At 36.9% G+C, this 18,593-nt stretch carries 15 protein-coding genes; 8 read left to right on the top strand and 7 right to left on the bottom strand.

The window, feature by feature from the left end; translation table 11 throughout:
• Positions 1-235: 235 nt before the first annotated feature.
• Positions 236-754, top strand: a complete 519-nt coding sequence (locus D5R40_RS22080) for a zinc ribbon domain-containing protein (protein ID WP_161565044.1) — start codon at positions 236-238, stop codon at positions 752-754.
• Between the two features lie 18 nt (positions 755-772).
• Here the strand turns inward: D5R40_RS22080 and D5R40_RS22085 are convergent, their stop codons facing one another.
• Positions 773-2,500 (bottom strand): diflavin flavoprotein, encoded by a 1,728-nt coding sequence (locus D5R40_RS22085; protein ID WP_124155226.1) that lies wholly within the window; start codon positions 2,498-2,500, stop codon positions 773-775.
• A gap of 554 nt (positions 2,501-3,054) precedes the next feature.
• Here D5R40_RS22085 and D5R40_RS22090 point away from each other — a divergent pair.
• Together D5R40_RS22090 and D5R40_RS22095 are read left to right on the top strand one after the other, a co-directional pair.
• A complete protein-coding gene (locus D5R40_RS22090) occupies positions 3,055-3,663 on the top strand; it encodes a hypothetical protein (protein WP_124143649.1) in 609 nt (202 codons plus the stop codon).
• Positions 3,664-3,900: 237 nt separating this feature from the next.
• Positions 3,901-4,056 (top strand): hypothetical protein, encoded by a 156-nt coding sequence (locus D5R40_RS22095; RefSeq protein ID WP_192901052.1) that lies wholly within the window; start codon positions 3,901-3,903, stop codon positions 4,054-4,056.
• 40 nt (positions 4,057-4,096) lie between these two features.
• On the opposite strand, the gene D5R40_RS22100 is transcribed toward D5R40_RS22095, so the two are convergent.
• Positions 4,097-5,281, bottom strand: a complete 1,185-nt coding sequence (locus D5R40_RS22100) for a class I SAM-dependent methyltransferase (protein ID WP_124143648.1) — start codon at positions 5,279-5,281, stop codon at positions 4,097-4,099.
• A 1,086-nt stretch (positions 5,282-6,367) separates the two neighbouring features.
• Between D5R40_RS22100 and D5R40_RS22105 the strand changes: the two genes are divergently transcribed.
• Both D5R40_RS22105 and D5R40_RS22110 read left to right on the top strand, forming a co-directional pair.
• Positions 6,368-7,492 (top strand): THUMP domain-containing class I SAM-dependent RNA methyltransferase, encoded by a 1,125-nt coding sequence (locus D5R40_RS22105; protein WP_124155227.1) that lies wholly within the window; start codon positions 6,368-6,370, stop codon positions 7,490-7,492.
• Positions 7,493-7,935: 443 nt separating this feature from the next.
• Complete coding sequence (locus tag D5R40_RS22110; RefSeq protein WP_124143646.1) at positions 7,936-8,862, top strand: spermidine synthase; 927 nt, start codon at positions 7,936-7,938, stop codon at positions 8,860-8,862.
• A gap of 241 nt (positions 8,863-9,103) precedes the next feature.
• On the opposite strand, the gene D5R40_RS22115 is transcribed toward D5R40_RS22110, so the two are convergent.
• Both D5R40_RS22115 and D5R40_RS22120 read right to left on the bottom strand, forming a co-directional pair.
• Entirely contained in the window at positions 9,104-9,523 is a 420-nt protein-coding gene (locus D5R40_RS22115; protein ID WP_124143645.1) for a peptidylprolyl isomerase, read from the bottom strand.
• Positions 9,524-10,293: 770 nt separating this feature from the next.
• Positions 10,294-11,289, bottom strand: coding sequence for a zinc-dependent alcohol dehydrogenase family protein (locus tag D5R40_RS22120; protein WP_124143644.1), 996 nt, complete (start codon positions 11,287-11,289; stop codon positions 10,294-10,296).
• Positions 11,290-11,955: 666 nt separating this feature from the next.
• Between D5R40_RS22120 and D5R40_RS41360 the strand changes: the two genes are divergently transcribed.
• Together D5R40_RS41360 and D5R40_RS35840 are read left to right on the top strand one after the other, a co-directional pair.
• A complete protein-coding gene (locus D5R40_RS41360; RefSeq protein WP_275670298.1) occupies positions 11,956-12,087 on the top strand; it encodes a hypothetical protein in 132 nt (43 codons plus the stop codon).
• Between the two features lie 18 nt (positions 12,088-12,105).
• Positions 12,106-12,273: a hypothetical protein gene (locus tag D5R40_RS35840; protein ID WP_161564363.1), complete on the top strand. Its 168-nt coding sequence runs from the start codon at positions 12,106-12,108 to the stop codon at positions 12,271-12,273.
• A 211-nt stretch (positions 12,274-12,484) separates the two neighbouring features.
• Here the strand turns inward: D5R40_RS35840 and D5R40_RS22130 are convergent, their stop codons facing one another.
• From D5R40_RS22130 to D5R40_RS22140, 3 genes are all read right to left on the bottom strand, one after another.
• Entirely contained in the window at positions 12,485-13,783 is a 1,299-nt protein-coding gene (locus D5R40_RS22130; RefSeq protein WP_124143643.1) for a dihydrolipoamide acetyltransferase family protein, read from the bottom strand.
• Positions 13,784-14,406: 623 nt separating this feature from the next.
• The gene (locus D5R40_RS22135; protein WP_124143642.1) at positions 14,407-14,856 is read right to left on the bottom strand and encodes a YlqD family protein; all 450 of its coding nucleotides are present in this window, start codon (positions 14,854-14,856) and stop codon (positions 14,407-14,409) included.
• A 121-nt stretch (positions 14,857-14,977) separates the two neighbouring features.
• On the bottom strand, positions 14,978-16,939 hold the full coding sequence (locus D5R40_RS22140; protein ID WP_124143641.1) for an AMP-dependent synthetase/ligase: 1,962 nt from the start codon (positions 16,937-16,939) through the stop codon (positions 14,978-14,980).
• Positions 16,940-17,108: 169 nt separating this feature from the next.
• Here D5R40_RS22140 and D5R40_RS22145 point away from each other — a divergent pair, with 169 nt between their 5' ends.
• A complete protein-coding gene (locus D5R40_RS22145) occupies positions 17,109-17,450 on the top strand; it encodes a hypothetical protein (RefSeq protein ID WP_192901301.1) in 342 nt (113 codons plus the stop codon).
• Positions 17,451-18,593: the final 1,143 nt, after the last annotated feature.

Here is an 18,593-nt window from a genome sequence, read left to right on the forward strand (position 1 = left end):
CCCCAAGTAATGCGTGAACACCGTGTAGACGGTGGGGTATTAAACCCACAAAGAAAATGATAATCATAGATTTATATGGATTATCATAGGTTTCTAAGAACGGATAAGCATTCCAACATAATAAATGGTTATGTAGTCTGGGAAACAGTACAGTTAGCAGACCTAGGGAAAACAAAAAAACTCTTCCCTGAATATAAATCTATACACTCTCAGGTATTGCAAGATATTATCCAGCGTGTGCAGACAACAATGGATAATTTTACCAAACCTGACAAGAATGGTAAAACCAGTGGTAGACGTAAGTGTGATATTCCTGGAAGACCTACAGATAGTAAATTTAGTCCGGCGCTGTCAAGCTAAACTAGGAAAAAATCGTCAGTTTTTACCTAATGGTCAATCAGCTAAATCAGGATTAAATAAGTCTTTGCAAGATGCAGCAACTTATCAATTTCTTGAAGTATTAGAGTATGTTGCCTGGAAGCTAGGTAAGAAAATTATCAAAGTAGACCCAAAAGGTACATCTCAGCATTGTTGGGAATGTTTGAATCAAGTGCCCAAAAGCTTGTCTGAGCGTTTCGCTCCGCGACATGAAAGGCATTCATGTCCTAAGTGTGGACAGGAGTTAGACAGAGATTATAACTCAGCACTCCTGATCCAAAAAATTGGATTGCTATCAACACAGGGGGAGGACATCACCTCTGTTAAAACTGCGGTCAAAGCTTCTTTGGCTGAAGAATCCCTTGCTCTCCCGTAGGAGAGCGTCGGGAGTATGTCAATAATGATTACCTACTTTTCTATGATGCACCGCAGGTAAAATATCTGAGTCACTAACTCTTCCAGTATCCACAGCTGCATAAATAATCCAGTGGTCGCTTGCCTCCATCCGACTTACTACTTCGCACTCTAAATAAGCTAGTGCATCTCCTAAAATCGGACTACCATTTTTAGCAGTTTGAGTATTCACTCCGGCAAAACGGTCTGCACCGGGTGGAAAGCGCTTCAGAAAATGTCGCATCAGACTTTGATAGTTATCTTCCCGCAATACGTTTAAGATAAAGCGATCGCCTACTTGCATCAGCGCCTCAATTGCCCGGTCTTTTGCTACTGCGATAGAAACTCCTAATGGTTTAAAACTAGCTTGCACTACCCAGGAAGCTAACATTGCACTACTAACCTCACCTTTGGTAGCAGTGATAATATACAAACCCCCACTCAAACGACCTAAAGCTTTATCTAAGTCACTATCAAGAGATTTCATCTGCTTAATATTTTTCTTCAGACTCAATAACTGCCCTGCATCCGTGCCCGCTTCCTCACAAAGTTTATAAGTTAATTCTGAAGGAGTTTCTTTAATCAGAATATTGGGGAATGCTTGCTTGAGACCTAACTCCTTAAGTTTATTTGCTAGAGGATATACTGATAAATCATCACCACCACCAGATTCAAATAGACCGAAAGTCTGTTTTTTGTTAGCTGCTGCCAAAATAGTGTTGACTGCAGTTTCAGAAGTGCTTGCTGCCGGACCTGTGGTTGGTGGCGATCCAATGACAATTCCTTTTGCCATTTCTACCAATTCCCGCACTTCTTGGGGGTCGGCAGATTTGAGGTCTATCATTTCTACTGCAACGCCTGTTTTGGTTATCCCGTGGGCAATTGCTTGGGAGAGGCGATCGCTATAACCATAATCAGAAGTGTAGAATACTGCTACTGTTGTTTCTGCTTTGCTTTGTGCTTTGCTCCACTCCTCATAACGGTTGGTTAATTCTACTAAGTTATAACGTAGTAGGGGACCATGACCTGTGGCAATGGTATTGATATCTCCCAGTTTTGCCATGCGTTTCATAGCACTCAATACTGAGCGAGCATTGGGGGCCATCAGACATTCGTAATAGAATTTATAGTCTGCTTCTATGTCACTCAGATTTTCATCGTAAGTTTTGTCTGAGCAATAGTGCATCCCAAAAGCATCACAGGTGAATAGAGTTTGGGTTTTGCTGTCGTAGGTAAAAATAGTATCTGGCCAATGGAGATTTGGAGCAGAAACGAATTCTAAAACGTGACCGTTGCCTAAATCTAATTGGTCGCCATTTTTGACAATTTGTTTGTTAAATGGTGTGTGAACTAAATTTTCTAAAAATTGGATTGCTACTTTTGCCCCAACAACTGTAACTTGGGGAGCTAGTTCGATAATGTCTTTGGCTAAACCACTATGATCTGGTTCGGTATGACTAATAATTAGGTAATCAATTTCTGTAGGTTTAATTAGACCCCAGAGGATGTCTAAATATAACTGACGAAATTTTGCATGGGATGTATCAACCAGAGCATTTTTTTCTCCTCGAATAATAAAGGAGTTATATGTGGTACCATTCTGTAGACCAAATTCTATATCAAAGCGATCGCGGTCCCAATCAAGGGAGCGAATGGCCATGGTATCAGGAGCAATTTTACTTGTCTCCGTTGTTAGTCTATTTTTTACTCGGTCTGTTACTGCTACCATAAGAGACTTCTCTCTAATTTTTTTTGATTTTATTTTTAACAAGCTTTCAACTAGCAGTTTTCGGCTTTTTCTACGGAATTTTCCGTCAACAGCTTTGAGGTTTGTACCTTAAAATATCCAAAAAAATATCCAAAAGTTTTATAGCTCGGAGCTATTTTAGGATTTTTATCCCTAGTAGTAAGTTCGATAGTTGAGGAGAAGTTAAAATCTCCTTTTCAATTTTTTTGGATTTATCGCAGTCGAAGGGAAGGAGAGGACATATCAAAAGTGGAAAACTCAGACAATGTCAGATTTTTTCTTCTGCCTTCTGCCTTCTGCCTTCTGCCTTCTGCCTTCTGCTATAAGTCAACTTAGGCTGATAGCTTATTGCTGAAAGCTGAGAACTTTTTAATATCTTTACACAATTTAACTATAAGTTTTTTATAGAAAATTTTATTAGAAAGTTAAGAATATCAAATAATGCTTTACTTATTTTCTTTTTTGGGAGATATTTTTATCAAATTATGGTAAGGTTATAGGGTTTTGCTACTATCCAATAGCACAAAGGAGAAACAATGAAACACCGATTAGCCACCGTGGGAGTTGTTACAACTGCTTTAGTGCTGGGAAGTCTGATTCTGCCAATATCAGCACAGGCGCAGCTTTGTTATGGGTATGGCTCTCAAAAAGCAAATTATGAAACGGCAAACTTTAATATTAATATTTGCGAAACTCAAAAGGGTGAATATATATTCATTAGTCAACCTAAGAATGGAACTGAGCAAGATTGGCTGATTGTTGGTAATGCCACAAAAAGAGGTAGTTCTTGGGAAGCTTATGACCCGGTACGAGGAATTGAATATATTGTTAGCCCAGACCAATATCGTGTAGATTCTATAACACAGAATGGCCTCACAGAGCGTGTAATTAATTACCAGGCTAAAGCAAGGGCTAAATTAAAAACTTGTTATATTCTCAGGCCAAATGGATTATATATTTTTGAGTCACGCAATTCAGCGAGTCGTAGAATTGGAGTGCTAGAAAATGGTCAGAGAATAGAAGTTACCGGAAATGAAGAAATTGGTAGTGGCACTCAAAGGTTTATAGAAGTTACAAATCCATATCAAGGATATATAGTTTCTAGAGATAGTAGTGGAAGCTATATCTCAGATTGTTCTCCTTAATTAAGGAAGAAGGAAGAAGGAAGAAGGAAGAAGTTACATAGAATCTGGTTATATACAGCGCATCCCGTTGTTATGAGGTACACCCATCACGGGCAAGATGCCTGCACTACAATATTTTCATCATTTACCCTGTACCTCATTTGCCCGAAATATGCTGTATTATGTGTTCATAATTTCTTAAATTACTTAAATTTCTCCCACTCCCCTACTCCCCTACTCCCCCACTCCCCAATTCTAATGAATCAATACTATGCCAAGGTTGCTAAAGGATTAGAAGCTATTGCTGCCCAAGAACTAAAAAGTTTAGGAGCAGAAAACATCTGTCTAGAATTCACTGGGGTAAGTTTTACAGGGGATAAGACTTTACTTTATCGAGTTGATCTTTTAAAGTAAACTTTCAACTCTCAAGATTTAGCTTTCAGCAAGCTGATAATTAGGGTGTTTGGAAAAATTCTTTTGGTAAGGGTAAAAGAAAAGGTTGATTTGATTTTTCTGTTAGTTTTATCATGTCACTATCAAGGGTTAATAACTTAAATTTTTCTCTTTGACCTATTTGATTAGCATTAGCAGTAACTATTCCATTAGCTTCAGCAGACAAATATTTGCCATGAGCAGATAAAAAAGCCACATAATTATCAGATAGTTTTTCTATTTTAAACTTTTTCCAAGAGCTAAATTTGGATTTATTTAGAACTAAATTATTGTTATCTTCAGCACATAAAGAATAGCCATCGTTAGTTGTCAAAAAAAACTCTGATTTACCATTTTCGCCAGGAATCTCAACAGCTTTTAATTTAATCAAAGGATTAAAATTATTTCCATGTACAACTACTTTAGTATCTTGAACAGATACATAGAAATTTTCAAAAGTTGCAATTAAAAATATTCTAATTTTCTTGCCACTAAATAGAGTTTTATTTTCAACATCATTATTTTGACGACGTATTATGCACTTAGGTTTATCTACAATAATCTGAAGCTCGCGTTCTGAACAAAAACACTTCACTGCTCTCTGAACTCCAGGCCAAAATGGGTCAAAATCATCTCCTATTAATACTCCTTCTTCAGTTAGCAAATCCCAATATTTGACAAGATCTGAATAAACATTTTCAAAATCATGACCTGCATCTATATGGATAATATCCCCTTTAATTCCAAGATTTTTTAACATTATGGCAGCATTGACACTGGTTTGTGGTATTGGAATAATATTTTTTTCTAATCCTTTCCACATCACATTTGCTAAAAATTGGTAATATAGTTGAGGGTATCCAAACTTGAGCTGAAGAGATTGTTGAAAATTTTTCGGGTGTTTTGGTTTCCAATGTTCCGGACTACCTAAAAAAGTATCTATGGCAATTACTATTACTTCAGGATTAATTTTTTTAGCTATCTCTGCCATGTGAACTGTGGATTGTCCTTTCCATACTCCAACTTCAATAATCACTTTAGGTTTGACTTCAGATATAATTTCAGCAAACACTTTATGTCTACCATTCCAACCTTGCAAATCTTCTGGGTATTGTTGAAAATCAAAACCATTGTAAGGGTTTTCTGGAAATATTTGAGAAATTAGGTGACTATAGTTAGCTGAAGTTTTAGTTGGGTTTGGTTTCATTTTTTTATTTTTTATAGTTATGATTAAAGAGTTAAATAAATATAGCAATCAGGAGTCATTTGTGAGAATTGAGGTGTTCCTTATACCAATTTTATATGAGGTTGCATAGAATGATGAAATTCATTAAATCGATCTATCTTTATCTAGGCTTACTTACGGTTAATTCTGCTTGAAATATTATTCTATGCAGCTTCATTTCAATTTGGTATTAAAAGTATAGAATATGGTAACCGCTCAATAATCCGGGGTAAATAGGTAAATGGCAAGCCTAAAATGGCATAAAATCCTTCCTAAACTGGTAGTCTACCCCTATTTATTGAGCGGATACAGAAGATGGCAATTATTATATTCAAATAATACGTTTTTTTCTTCTTCTCTGTTCCTAGCTCTGGTGTTCCCTAAAAGTTTCCAATATCTCACAACTCAAATCTTATGGTTATAGTTTAATGAGTTAAATAAATATAGCAATTAGGAATCAGTTGTGAGAATTGAGGTGTTCCTTAAAAGTATAGAATCTGGCAATTATTATATTCATATAATACATTTTTTTCTTCTTCTCTGTTCCTAGTTCTGGTGTTCCCTAAAAGTTTCCAATATCTCACAACTCAAATCTTATGGTTATAGTTTAATGAGTTAAATAAATATAGCAATTAGGAATCAGTTGTGAGAATTGAGGTGTTCCTTAAAAGTATAGAATCTGGCAATTATTATATTCATATAATACATTTTTTTCTTCTTCTCTGTTCCTAGCTCTGGTGTTCCCTAAAAGTTTCCAATATCTCACAACTCAAATTTTATGGTTATAGTTTTTTGATTGATTTTATCAAGTACAAAAATCAGGAAATTATTAAATTATAACACTGAAACAATTAATCAATTAGTGAAAAAATTGCTTCATCCAATTTGGGTACATCTCAATTTTTAAGAAAGCTAAAATTTTATCCTTTCTAGGAAAATAGAAAGTAGGAACTGGGAATAGAAAAAAAGTATTTTTGCGAATATTTGAGATGAACTATCCAATTTTTCCAACTCTACCATCAAATCCTGTTATTGTAGGGTAAATACCAAAATTATTATTTCTAGGCAATGAATCAATACTATGCAAAAGTTGCTAAAGGTTTAGAAGCTATTGCTGCCCAAGAATTAGAAAGTTTAGGAGCAGAAAACGTCTGTCCAGAATTTACTGGGGTAAGTTTTACAGGGGATAAGACTTTACTTTATCGGGTTAATATCTGGGCAAGAACTATTTTTAGAGTTTTAGTTCCTATTGCGGAAGTTCGATGTGTTAACCGAGAAGTACTTTATAAAGAGGTAAAAAAAATTCCTTGGCAGCGATATTTATCTCCTAAAAATACATTAGCAGTTAGTTGTACGGGAAGTAATGAAAAACTAAAGCATACTCATTATACGGCTTTGCAAATTAAAGATGCTATTACCGAGCAACAAATAGAAAAGTTTCGCTACAGGTCAAATATAGATACTAAAAATCCTGATATATTGATTAATGCTCATATTCAAAATAATAGTTGTATCCTCAGTTTAGATAGTTCTGGTAGTAGTTTACATCAGCGTGGCTATCGTCTAGCAATGGGATTTGCTCCCCTAAAAGAAACTTTAGCAGCAGCCATATTAGAGATGGCAGAATATTCTCCAGATATACCTTTTTTAGACCCTTTATGTGGTTCTGGAACTTTACCTGTGGAGGCAAGTTTAAAAGCATTAAATATTGCACCGGGACTGTTGAGGAATAAATTTTCTTTGATGAACTGGCGTGATTTTGACAAGTCTCTTTGGCAAGATTTATTAACAGAGGCTAGAAATAGTCAATTAACAGAATTAAAATCAATAATTGTCGGTAGTGATCGAAATTCTGAAGTGCTTTTTCAAGCTCGAACTAATGCTGAAAGATGTGGGGTAGGAAATCAAATTAAGTTTATTAAAACAGATTTATCTAAATTAAAACCTCCCGCAGATAAAGGGATTATTATTTGTAATCCTCCTTATGGCGAACGTTTAGGAGAAGTGGAAGAATTGGGCGAACTTTATAAAATGTTGGGGGATATTTTTAAACAACGTTTTACTGGATGGACGGCATTTATTTTGACAGGAAATAAACAATTATCTAAACAAGTAGGGTTAAGAACTTCTCGGAGAATTCCTGTTTATAATGGAGCAATTCCTTGTACTTTATTGAAATATGAATTGTATTAAGTAAATTAGGATCAGGAGTCAGGAGTCAGGAGTCAGGAGGGAAGAAAGAAGCAAGAAGCAAGAATAAGAGGAGGAAAAGGAGAAAGTTTTTTTGATCACGCTCTTATCCGGACATGATATTAGGAATTAGAAATTTCTAATATTAAAGAAGAAGTTGGAGTAAACTCAATGCACGACTTTTGAGAAATTATATAGCAAATTCCTCGTATAAGAAGTACAGAGATTAACAATTGAATGAATGCAAGTGCGGGCATCTTGCCCGCGATGGGTGTACCTTACTTAAGTGGAATCTCCTGTATTATATTAAATCTGTTTAATTAGGTATAAAAATATTGGGTAGTCCTGCATAGTAATGGTAAATAGTAAAAAGGAATACCTGGCACGGGAGCTAGATGCTCCCACTGTTCTGGTAACAAATATAATGACAATGTACGACCATTACAATGAATAATCAAAAATATTGGCAAACTAAAAATTTAGAAGCGATTAAGCAAAGAATTTCTTGGGTATACGAACAACCAGATGGAATAATTTTTTCTCAACCTTCTGGCATACATTTTTTAACTATAAAAAAAATCAAATTTATCATTCAATTGGTATTAGTAGAACAAGTAACTTTAAAAATGAATTGGGTTCAATCTATACTTAATTTGGATAATCCCACATATTTAATTTTTCCTTATACTCAAGCAATGATGTTAGCTTTGGTCTGGAATAGTCAACCACAAAAAATTTATATAGCAGGTTTTGGAGGGGGTAGTATTCCTCAAGTTTTTCACCATTATTTTCCAGATACAATAATTGAATGTGCAGAGGTTGATGCGAGTATATTGTCAATAGCTCAGAAATTTTTTGGGGTAGAATTAAATGACAGATTAAAGGTAAAAATTCAGGATGGTAGAGAATATTTAGAACAACAAGACCGGGATAATCTGTATGATATTATGATGATTGATGTAGCTTTTGGTAATGGCTATATGTCTTATAATTTAGCTACTAAAGAATTTTATGAGCTGTGCGATCGCCATTTATCAAAATCTGGGGTTATAATCGTAAATACATTAAACAGTAATGACTTTGAAGCAGAGTATATAAAAACTATTAAAACTGTCTTTCCTTCTATTTATATCTGTCATACTACCGGCAAAAATACAATTATTATTGGTACTCGCAGTTATCCTGTGAATAAAGCAGAAATTAGAGAAAAAGCTCAATTTATTCAAGATTATCATCAATTTTCTTTTCCCTTAGTTGACAGAGCAAATGAGATAAAAATGATTGATGAATTATCAAATTTAAATTTAGACCAAGTTTCAATTCTCCAGGATACTGCTTCACCTGCTAATTACTTTGATTCTTGGTTATTTTAAGGAGTAAGGAGTCATTTCAGTTATCAGTTATCAGTTATCAGTTATCAGTACCTCTGCCTGTTTGCACAGCATTCCGTCCTGAGATAAAAAAGTAGGGACATTCCACAAAACATCCCTAGTCTAATAATAATAAATAAAGAGCTACAACTAGATCAAACTGGTCTAATTAGGAAAGGTTTTGAAATGTATTTTCTTTCTCTACCCCACTCCCTATTTTCTTCAATTTATCAACAGAGAAAAACTACTTTTCAATCTTCACAGAAAGAATTTTGTCACCTTGTCTAATAGCATTTACAACATCCATATCCTCTGTTTTGCCAAAAGTTGTATGAACACCATCTAAATGACGTTGGGGAGAGTGACAAATAAAGAATTGACTACCGCCTGTATCGCGACCAGCATGAGCCATTGATAAAGTTCCGGCCAAATGTTTATTATTATTAATTTCACATTTAATTTTATAACCAGGGCCACCTGTTCCTGTACCGTTAGGACAACCACCTTGAATCATAAAATTAGGAATAACACGATGAAAATTTAAGCCATCATAAAATCCTTTTTCACTTAGTTCAACAAAATTTTTCACAGTATTAGGAGCATCATTATCAAATAATTCTAGATTAATGATTCCCTTTTCAGTTTCCATGATAGCTCGTGTCATGTTTGGAATTTCTCCTCAAGTTAACTTGTAGTATTATACGCTATTTACCAACAATATTTTTCTAGTCTAGCGACGTTTAAAGAAGGAAGAAGGAAGAAGGAAGAGGGAAGAGGGAAGAAGATATAGGGGATAAGCAAGAAAGAAAAAAGGAGAAGGGATAACTAAGAAAGAAGAAGGTCAATCTTGCCTTGTTTGAAATATTCTATAAGTTCTAATAGTAATGGCATTTGCTATAACTTTTAAATTCTGAATTGACCTATAAATTAGTTAATGATGGAGAATTATGCAAATATGCCATGATCAAGCTAAATTTTTTTGGCTGTACTATTATGAAAAACAATCAGATAAATTAGTATTGGTTATATTTAGCTATTTTTGAGTCAGCCTTAACTATTGACCAGAAAATTAGGTTTCAAGCCTCCCTTTTCAAGGGGATAAAGAAAAGAAAATTCCGTATTTTCAAGCTTCCCTATTCCAGAAGCTACTGTTAACTGATAACTGATAACTGAAATTACGCCTTTTAATTTCCAATAAAACTTGCCATTTAATAATTAAAATTCTTCTCAATCAAATCAAAAATAACTCGAAAATTTAGATAATATTCAGACAGTTTTAGGAGCAGATATCTTGTCTTTGTTTATCCTAAATTTAATATCAAGTCTAATTAATTAAACGTAAATATTAATGCTCTTATCAATTATCTTGAGAACCTATTAAATTGTCCCCTATTCCCTACTTTTGACTTTTGACTTTTGACTTCCGCGTAGTGGCTAAATAGTCAAAACAATTTTACCAACCATCGACCCTGCTTCCAACATTCGATGTGCTTCTATTGCATCATCTAAAGCAAAAGTTTTATTCACATGAATATTTAATTTTCCTTGGTCAAATAACCGCTCACACTGTTGCAAAATGTTAGCTTGGTCTACTTGAGCTTCCATCAAACCTTTCATCATTGGAGTTAACATTAATTCCAACCCTATTCGCAGATTTCTTTGCCTAGCAATCTTCAAATTTCCTAAGTTAGTATCCGGTTCTAAAATTGTCACTATATCGCCATAAACTTTCACTGCTGGAATAGTGTCATAAAAAACTTTTCCACCAACAGTATCAAAAGCTAAATCTACCCCTTCCCCATTCGTCCAATCTAACACGGCCTGCACAAAATCTGTATTCTTAAAAATCGCTAAATCTGCACCTAAACTTTTGACAAAATCTGCTTTTTCTTCTGAACTAATAGTAGTAGCAACCTCAGTGCCTTGTAATTTTGCTAACTGTATAGCCACATGACCAACCCCACCTGCACCACCATGAATTAACACTTTTCTGCCAGCTTCTAATTTTCCTCTGTCATACAAAGATTCCCAAGCAGTAATTAAAACTAAAGGTGCAGCAGCAGCTTCAACAAAGGTTAAAGAAGTTGGTTTTTTAGCCATAAATCTTTCATCAACAACAGTCAATTCGGCATAATTTCCAGGAGTTGCTCCAATGCCACTATGACAAAAATAAACCTCATCTCCCACTTGAAAATTTTCTACATTTTTACCAACTTCTGCCACAATACCGGCACCATCACATCCTAAAATAGCAGGTTTTTGGTCTGGGAAAAAAGTGCCACGAGTGCGTAATTTTGTATCAATAGGATTTACTCCAGCAGCTTTCAAACGCACTAATATTTCTCGGTCATTTTCAATTACAGGGTCAGTAACTTGTTGCACTTGTAAAACTTCCGGCGCTCCTGGTGATGTCATGACAACTGCTTTCATGGTTGATTTTCCGCTGATTTAAACTCTGTTGGTAAAAACATTAAGTTTACATTAATTTTTATATTTTGTCTATAGGAAACAGGGAGTAGGAAGGTAGGGACGTTGCATGCAACGTCCCTACAGAGTCGGGGGAAATTTGATAGATTTTCAAGATAATTGATGAAGAGCATTTTTATTATCTCTAATTAATTAGACCTGGTATAGGAATTCCCAAAAAGTGTGAGGTACAAAATTCTAGGTTTTAGGCAACAGGCAACAGGCAAGATACAGCCAAGCCATGGATTTCAATCCTTGACTGATTCTTTGTCGTAGAGGGTTTCAAAGGGAATATAGCGGAGTTTTCCCGTGGCAATAATGGCGAGTTGTTTGGGAGAATAAGCTGTTATTTCTGTTTCCATGGGACGAATGAGATAGTCGTAGAGTTTTTCTTGGTTAAGGTCATGGTAGTCATCGTTGAGGTTTTCTAGTTGGGCGCGATATTCGGTGAGAAGGTGATCGAATTCTTCGGCATCAATGGGTACTTTTTTGACTATGGTGGGTTTGTCTCTGGTAACAAGGAATATGGCGATGCTATCGGGAACATTTGCAATACCAGTTAAAAGAGCAGGTTGAATAACAACGGTATCCGGTGCAATATTGGCTTTGAGTTTGTCAATATCTTCGGGTTTGAATTCAAAAAGCTCGGCAACTTCTGGGTATTTATTGGTAATGTCGGTAGCGAGTTGGTTGGTTTCTGCTTGTAACTGGTTAATTTGTTCGGAAAGTTGGGTACTCCATTCATCTTCTATTTTGGCATAGAGAGCTTGTAATTGTTGATTGTTTTGTTGCCAGTGGCGACTGCTAATCGATAGAGATGGTCAATATTACATATTCCCCTCTTTGCCAAAAAATGCTCCACCAAATGCTCATCCTCCCGTTGTCGTTATTCAGCAGAGCGATCGCGGGGAATATGTTGTTATTCTCAGCCCCGAAGCACCACCCTAAGTGTGGGGAGTGTGGGGAGATGGGGAAGTGTAGGGAGATGGGGAGTACAGCAATGTGCGCTGGGATATTTACAAATTACAGGAGGTATCCAATAGCTAAAATCTGATATAATCGGTTTTTCATTCCCCCTGTTGCCAGATGAGCTGTTGCCTACGCACAGCGCTATCACTGATGGCATAAAACTCAATGCCACCAGTGTCTCGTTACTCACCTACATAGTCAAAGACTGGGGGTTAGTTTCAATCAACTTTGCCAAATCTTGCAAGAAAGCAGCAGCGTCAGCACCGTAAATAATTCTATGGTCACAAGTAATATTCACCTGCATTTGTCGCTTAACTCCAATCATCCCGTCAGCAGTTGCTACTACCTGGGGTTGAGATGCACCGATCGCTAAAATTGAACCCTGACCAGGTGGTAAAATTGCATCAAACTGATTTACTCCAAACATTCCTAAGTTAGAAAGAGTAAACGTACCAGTGCTATATTCATCCGGTTGCAACTGCTTTGCCCGCGCCTTTTCTACTAAACCTTTCCAAGTGCGAGATAAAGAATAAATATCCATTTTGTCAGCATTTTGCAATACTGGTGTAATCAAACCGCCATCAGGCATTGCCACTGCCACTGCAATATTAATCCCAGAAGGATACTGAATACCTCCTTCCACATAAGCAGCATTTAATAAAGGATGTTGTTGCAAAGTCATTGCTATGGCTTTTGCTAACATCGCAGTCATTGTCACACCCTTAGACTTAATCTGTTTATACAACCCATCTAAGTTATCTGTAGCGATCGTGTAACCAACATGGAAAGTAGGCACAGATAAACTGACCATCATATTTCGCACCACTGCATTTTGCAGAGTATTCATCTTGACAACTTGTCCAGGAGTTATCGGAGTTGGAGGTGCAGATGGTGGAGGTGGGGCAGTAGGAATAGATGGTTGAGTAGGAATAACGGGAGTCGCGGTCTTCGCAGATGCAGCAACTGAAGTTGGAGTACTACCTGTTGCCATTTCTACATCTTCTGCCACAATTCGACCATGAGGGCCAGTACCTTTGAGAGTACTTAAATCTACCTTCAATTTTTTGGCCAACTTCCGAGCACGAGGGGAAGCAATAATCCGTCCATTACGGCGACCGTTGTTCTCTTTTGTTTCTGTTGTGATAGAAGAGGGGACTGTAGCAACGGCAGTTGCAGCAGTAGAAGCAGCAGGAGCAGTTTCTTGCTTAGTTGTAGCACCTCCTTGCTGTTTGGCTGTTTCAATTTCTGCCTCTGTTTCAGCCAATAAAGCGATCGTAGACCCTACGGCTGCTACATCACCAGCTTCTACAATTATATTGGCCAGATATCCAGAGAAAAAGGATTCTACATCCATATCTGCTTTGTCTGATTCAACTACTACTACTGTTTCTCCTTTTTCCACCCAATCACCAGTGGATTTTTGCCAAGAAACAATTTTACCCTCGGTCATAGTCGAACTAAGGGCAGGCATGAATACTTCGTTAATCATGTTAGTTTTCCGTTGTTTTTTTATTGATAAATAATTGTCGCTACGCTCTCAAGGTGGTAGGTTGTAGCTAACAAGATTTTACCTAACATCTAGTACCTAACACCTTTTTCAAGTAGAAGGTGGAAGGTCGTAGGTCATAGATTGTAAGTTGTAGGTAATAAGATTTTACCTATAGCAAAGAACGAGTTGGTTAGGACATAGAGTGATTATGAATCAAACACGGGGAAATGTTTTTTTCATTTTTTCTTATCTTGGTGCGGTTTCTGTTACATCTGTCGCCGACACGGGTTCGCACCGCTTTTCCCTGTTCCCTGCTATAACAATGTTTGGAGCAACCCTTGTGTCAAACCCGATCATCATGAGGGTTGTCCACAATATGATTGGGGTGTTAAGTAAGAAGGTTTTAGGTTGTAGGTAGCGCAGTCAGGAATAAGGATTTTATTATCTACACAAGTTAAATTATCCAAATTCAAAATTATGTGAGTTATTCAAAAAAAATCTGGACTTTATTGAGTCCTCATTCCTAGGTTTTTCTCACTTAGAACCTGCCACCTCCCGATTATAGGTCTTGGATAGGACTGTAAACTTTTTTCACCTAACACCTATCACCTTCTTTTTTCCCTCTAAACCTCACCTCGCACTTCTTCAATTACCCCATCACGCAGGAGAACTTCTACTTGCATTTTCTTGATCAAATTATCTCCTACATCCGCAGTAAATACACTTTCAATTTGACCTTGACTAACTTCTTGCTCTAATTCCAAAGTTTGTACTTGTTGTAATTGTTGTAAAGCTTGATTTTTCTGCTCTACAAACTCATTTTTCTTTTGGCCGATCTGTGCTTGTATATTATTAATCTGCTGTTGTACTTGAGGGCCTGGAGGTTGTACACTTTGCTTTCTAATTTCAGCAATTGCCTTTTGCCCTTGTATTTCAATCTGTTGTAATTGGCTATCTAAATTATTAATTTGGGTTTGTAGTTGTTGTTGGGCTTCTTCTTTCCAGCGTGGGGTAACGACTACTCTAACGTTAATCGCTCGCTTTAAAAGTAATTGTGTTTGAGAATACTCCATAAAAATTGTTCTTGTCAGTTTATTTTTGTTTGCACATAAGGACGAGAATATTGATTTTAGACTTTAAGATTTCAGAACATCTAGATGATACTCAATCCAAAATCTAAAATCTCCAAAGTCATTAATCAAACATTTTGTTAATCATATCGCGGTAATGGTCCGTGACAGTGGGACGTTTGATCTTCATCGTTTGGGTTGTCATGCCATTTTCTACCGTAAACGGTTCCAGAATCAAGCGAAATGGTCCAATACGGTCATCAGGCCGATATCCGGGGCGATTTTTTACCTCCCGATTCAATTCCTGGCGGAACAATTCTTGAATCGTCTGACTTTCCCAATCAATCTGTGGTTGAGATTCTGAAGGATTAAGTTGAATAGCCCATTGTTCCACTGCTTCAATATTAGGCACGACTAAAGCACCCAAAAATTTCTGGTCTTGCCCCACCAGCATAATTTGGTCAATATATTGACTGCGGGCACAAGCATCTTCAATGGGCTGAGGTTCAATATTTTCCCCATTAGTCAGAACAATTGTATCTTTTGCCCGACCAGTTAATACCAAATCATTATCTGGAGTTATCCAACCAATATCGCCAGTATTAAACCAACCTTCGGAGTCAATAACTTTCTCAGTAGCTTCGGGATTTTGATAATAACCAGCCATTATTTGTGGCCCTCTTGCCCAAACCACACCTTTATTACCAACTGTCAGAGTTTTGTTAGTTTCTGGATCTACTACTTTAATCTCAGTAGCTGGAATGGGTTTACCAGCAGACCCCCGGAGATTGTTCCAATAGTGTCGAACAGTCAAAACTGGAGAAGTTTCGGTTAAACCATATCCTACCAATAAGCCTATACCAACTATTTCAAAGAAATTTTCTAAGTGCATCGCTAGAGAACCACCCCCACTTATGGCAAATTTCAGGCGACCCCCAGTAGCTTGGCGGATTTTTTGATAAATGATTTTTTCTCCCAGACTATGAAGAGGTAATAATACCCAACTTTGCAAAGTAGCCAGCAATTTCTGAGACTGAGATGGTGGGTCAAGTTGCAAAACTAATCCTTGACTAATACGCCTAGCTTCAATGTAACGTTGACTTATGCCCAGGAAAAATTGAGCTAATTTTTGTTTATTGGCTGGTTGTTCTCTGAGTTGTTTTTGTACTCCTTCATAAATTAATTCCCAAACTCTAGGCACACTGGTCACATAGTGGGGTTTATATTCTTGGAAGTCTTTTTTCAGAGAACGTTTATTGGTATAAATTTGGGTACAACCTTGGGAGAGGAAAAAATATTCTCCTGTCCTACCAAAAGTATGCCAAGTAGGTAGGATGTTTAGGCTGCATTCTCCTGGATTGGGTTGAATAAGTGCCCCTAGAACATTAATTTGATAGAGCAGGTTGCCATGAGTCAGCATTACACCTTTGGGTTTGCCAGTTGTGCCAGAAGTGTAGAGCAAAGTAGCAAGAGTTTCCAGGTTTTGCTTAGTGGGTTTCAGGGGGCGGTCTTCTCCTGTAGCAATGACTTGAGAAAATTTGACTACAGGTAGGTTTTCCTCAGGGTTTGGCTCTTCATCGGATAGCAGAATAATTAAATGTATAGGTAAGTCTTGCAGGCGATCGCTCAATTTTTTCAACAAGGCCAAATTTTCCACGACTAAACTCACACTGCCACTATGTTGAAGAATATAAGCCAATTCTTCGATATCTGCAGTCCCACTTCTCACCACATCTGCTGCCCCTGCAGCAATAATACCTTGGTCGGCAATCATCCACCGAGGGCTATTGTCAGCAAATAAGGCCACTCTCGGAGGTATTGACGCTTCATTTTCCGTAGGGACAACCCCCAATGATTGTAAACCAGCAGCAAATTTTTGAATCTGTTGGTTTAATTCTGCATAAGTAAATTTGACTTCTGGTTTGGCATGGGGGTCATGGAGGGCGATGGTCTGATTATAATGTTTGGCAGCCAGTGGCCATATTTCTGAGAGAGATTGAACTGAATCGTAGATTGTTACTTGCTTGAGATTGGCACGTTCGCGATCGCTCATTTGCCAGGAGGTGGGAGATTGTATAGATGTCATTATCTGCTTCCTAAAACTATTGGTGATAAATCTAGTATCTGAGAATTTTGGATAAGTTTGCTAATTTTAGGGACAGTTTGTCAACTTGAATATTCAACTACAGGGAAAAATTAGCCAGAGATTACTTTTGACTTCTCAGTTGCGCATAGCGCTATCGTAAAAGATAATTTTGGGACAAAGAAATATGGAACTTTGGGATATTTCTGCCATTGACCAACACGCTCATAATTTATTGAAACCAGAAGCAATTGCTCGTTATTCTTATGTTGCTGCTTTTACAGAAGTTTATCATCCAGATATTATTAATTATCATGCTTGTTATACCCTATTTTATCGTCGAAGTTTGCGGGATATGGCAGACTTATTAAATTGTGAACCGCAAGAATCAGAAATATTAGCTAAACGAGATAATTTAGGGTTAGAAAATTTAACCAAAACTTGTTTTAATGGTGCAAATTTAGAGAGTATTTTGTTAGATAATGGCTTTCTCCCAGAGCAAATTTTACCTTAGTAATGACATCAAAAATTTTTGGGTATCAGGGAATTATTAAGAATAGAAAATATTGCCCAAAATCTCATACCTCAAGTAATGGGAAATGAATTAAGGTTTATTATGGTGTTTTATTGGTGGTTTTGAAGAGATTTTCTCTACCTCAATCACCGCCTGTACTGCAATTACAAACAAACTAATTCCAATTCCAGTTCCTTCTGCTGTATCAATACCAAAAGTAGAGAGTCAACCTTTAGAGAAAAAAAGCAGTGACATTCCCAGATGCTTGAAAATCAACTTAACTCTCAGCAACCTCGATGACTTAAAGATAAAGTCGAGGCAGACGCAAGCTGGAGAAATTTTAAGCGACAGAGTTGGGGAGAGGCGATACTGCTGAGGCAACGCTCCGCGAACGCTACTAGAAAAGAAAAAAACCCTTGAACTCTCTATCCATGAAGTAAGCAGTTATAATACTGTAGGTTGGGTTAAGTGATAGCGCAACCCAACATACACAAGCTTGTTGTTGGGTTTATCCTAACGGATAAGCTCTGTTAACACTTCGTTCTACCCAACCTACAAAGCGCTACAGTTTCCAAACAGAAGAAATTAATATTTTTTCTACAGTCTTCTGGAATTGATGGAGATGCAATTCTTCACGAAGAGGCAAGGTTAGTGATCGCTCAATTAAATTATCTACAAGCTAAGACAAATGTTGATTTTGCTTTAGCTGCTTTAAATTGCGCCAAAGCTAACAGGAATTACGAAGAATATAGAGTTATATAGAATCCGGTTATACAGTATATGTTTATAATTCTATACCACACTTCAATATTAAATCGGACTACCTCCCCATCTCCCCATCTCCCCATCTGTGCCAACTATATAATAAGTATTCAACCGGATTTGATATTAGAGTAACAAAATCGCTGATTAGACTTTGATTCAATATCTTAATTTTTGAGACTTTCTATCCGCTCTAGATTCATCCCTTGATTCAGCAAGGCCGTGTTTTTTGTAGTGGCAATTCATAAATTGCCCCTACAGGTAGCGTCCGTGTGTAAGTCCTTCTTCCTTACTTCCTTCCTTCCTACTATAATAAATCCTTAAACTTAGGATGATTAGCCAAACTCTTCAAAACTTGCTTAATATCTTGCGATCGCTCCT

This window comes from Okeania hirsuta (assembly GCF_003838195.1).
In the GTDB taxonomy this organism is placed as follows: Bacteria; Cyanobacteriota; Cyanobacteriia; order Cyanobacteriales; family Microcoleaceae; genus Okeania; species Okeania hirsuta.

What these genes read in the sequence shown, in the direction of transcription:
- D5R40_RS22085 (WP_124155226.1), bottom strand. Translation starts at nt 2,500, where the DNA reads ATGGTAGCAGTAACAGACCGAGTAAAAAATAGACTAACAACGGAGACA.
- D5R40_RS22090 (WP_124143649.1), top strand. Translation starts at nt 3,055, where the DNA reads ATGAAACACCGATTAGCCACCGTGGGAGTTGTTACAACTGCTTTAGTG.
- D5R40_RS22095 (WP_192901052.1), top strand. Translation starts at nt 3,901, where the DNA reads ATGAATCAATACTATGCCAAGGTTGCTAAAGGATTAGAAGCTATTGCT.
- D5R40_RS22100 (WP_124143648.1), bottom strand. Translation starts at nt 5,281, where the DNA reads ATGAAACCAAACCCAACTAAAACTTCAGCTAACTATAGTCACCTAATT.
- D5R40_RS22105 (WP_124155227.1), top strand. Translation starts at nt 6,368, where the DNA reads ATGAATCAATACTATGCAAAAGTTGCTAAAGGTTTAGAAGCTATTGCT.
- D5R40_RS22110 (WP_124143646.1), top strand. Translation starts at nt 7,936, where the DNA reads ATGAATAATCAAAAATATTGGCAAACTAAAAATTTAGAAGCGATTAAG.
- D5R40_RS22115 (WP_124143645.1), bottom strand. Translation starts at nt 9,523, where the DNA reads ATGACACGAGCTATCATGGAAACTGAAAAGGGAATCATTAATCTAGAA.
- D5R40_RS22120 (WP_124143644.1), bottom strand. Translation starts at nt 11,289, where the DNA reads ATGAAAGCAGTTGTCATGACATCACCAGGAGCGCCGGAAGTTTTACAA.
- D5R40_RS22130 (WP_124143643.1), bottom strand. Translation starts at nt 13,783, where the DNA reads ATGATTAACGAAGTATTCATGCCTGCCCTTAGTTCGACTATGACCGAG.
- D5R40_RS22135 (WP_124143642.1), bottom strand. Translation starts at nt 14,856, where the DNA reads ATGGAGTATTCTCAAACACAATTACTTTTAAAGCGAGCGATTAACGTT.
- D5R40_RS22140 (WP_124143641.1), bottom strand. Translation starts at nt 16,939, where the DNA reads ATGACATCTATACAATCTCCCACCTCCTGGCAAATGAGCGATCGCGAA.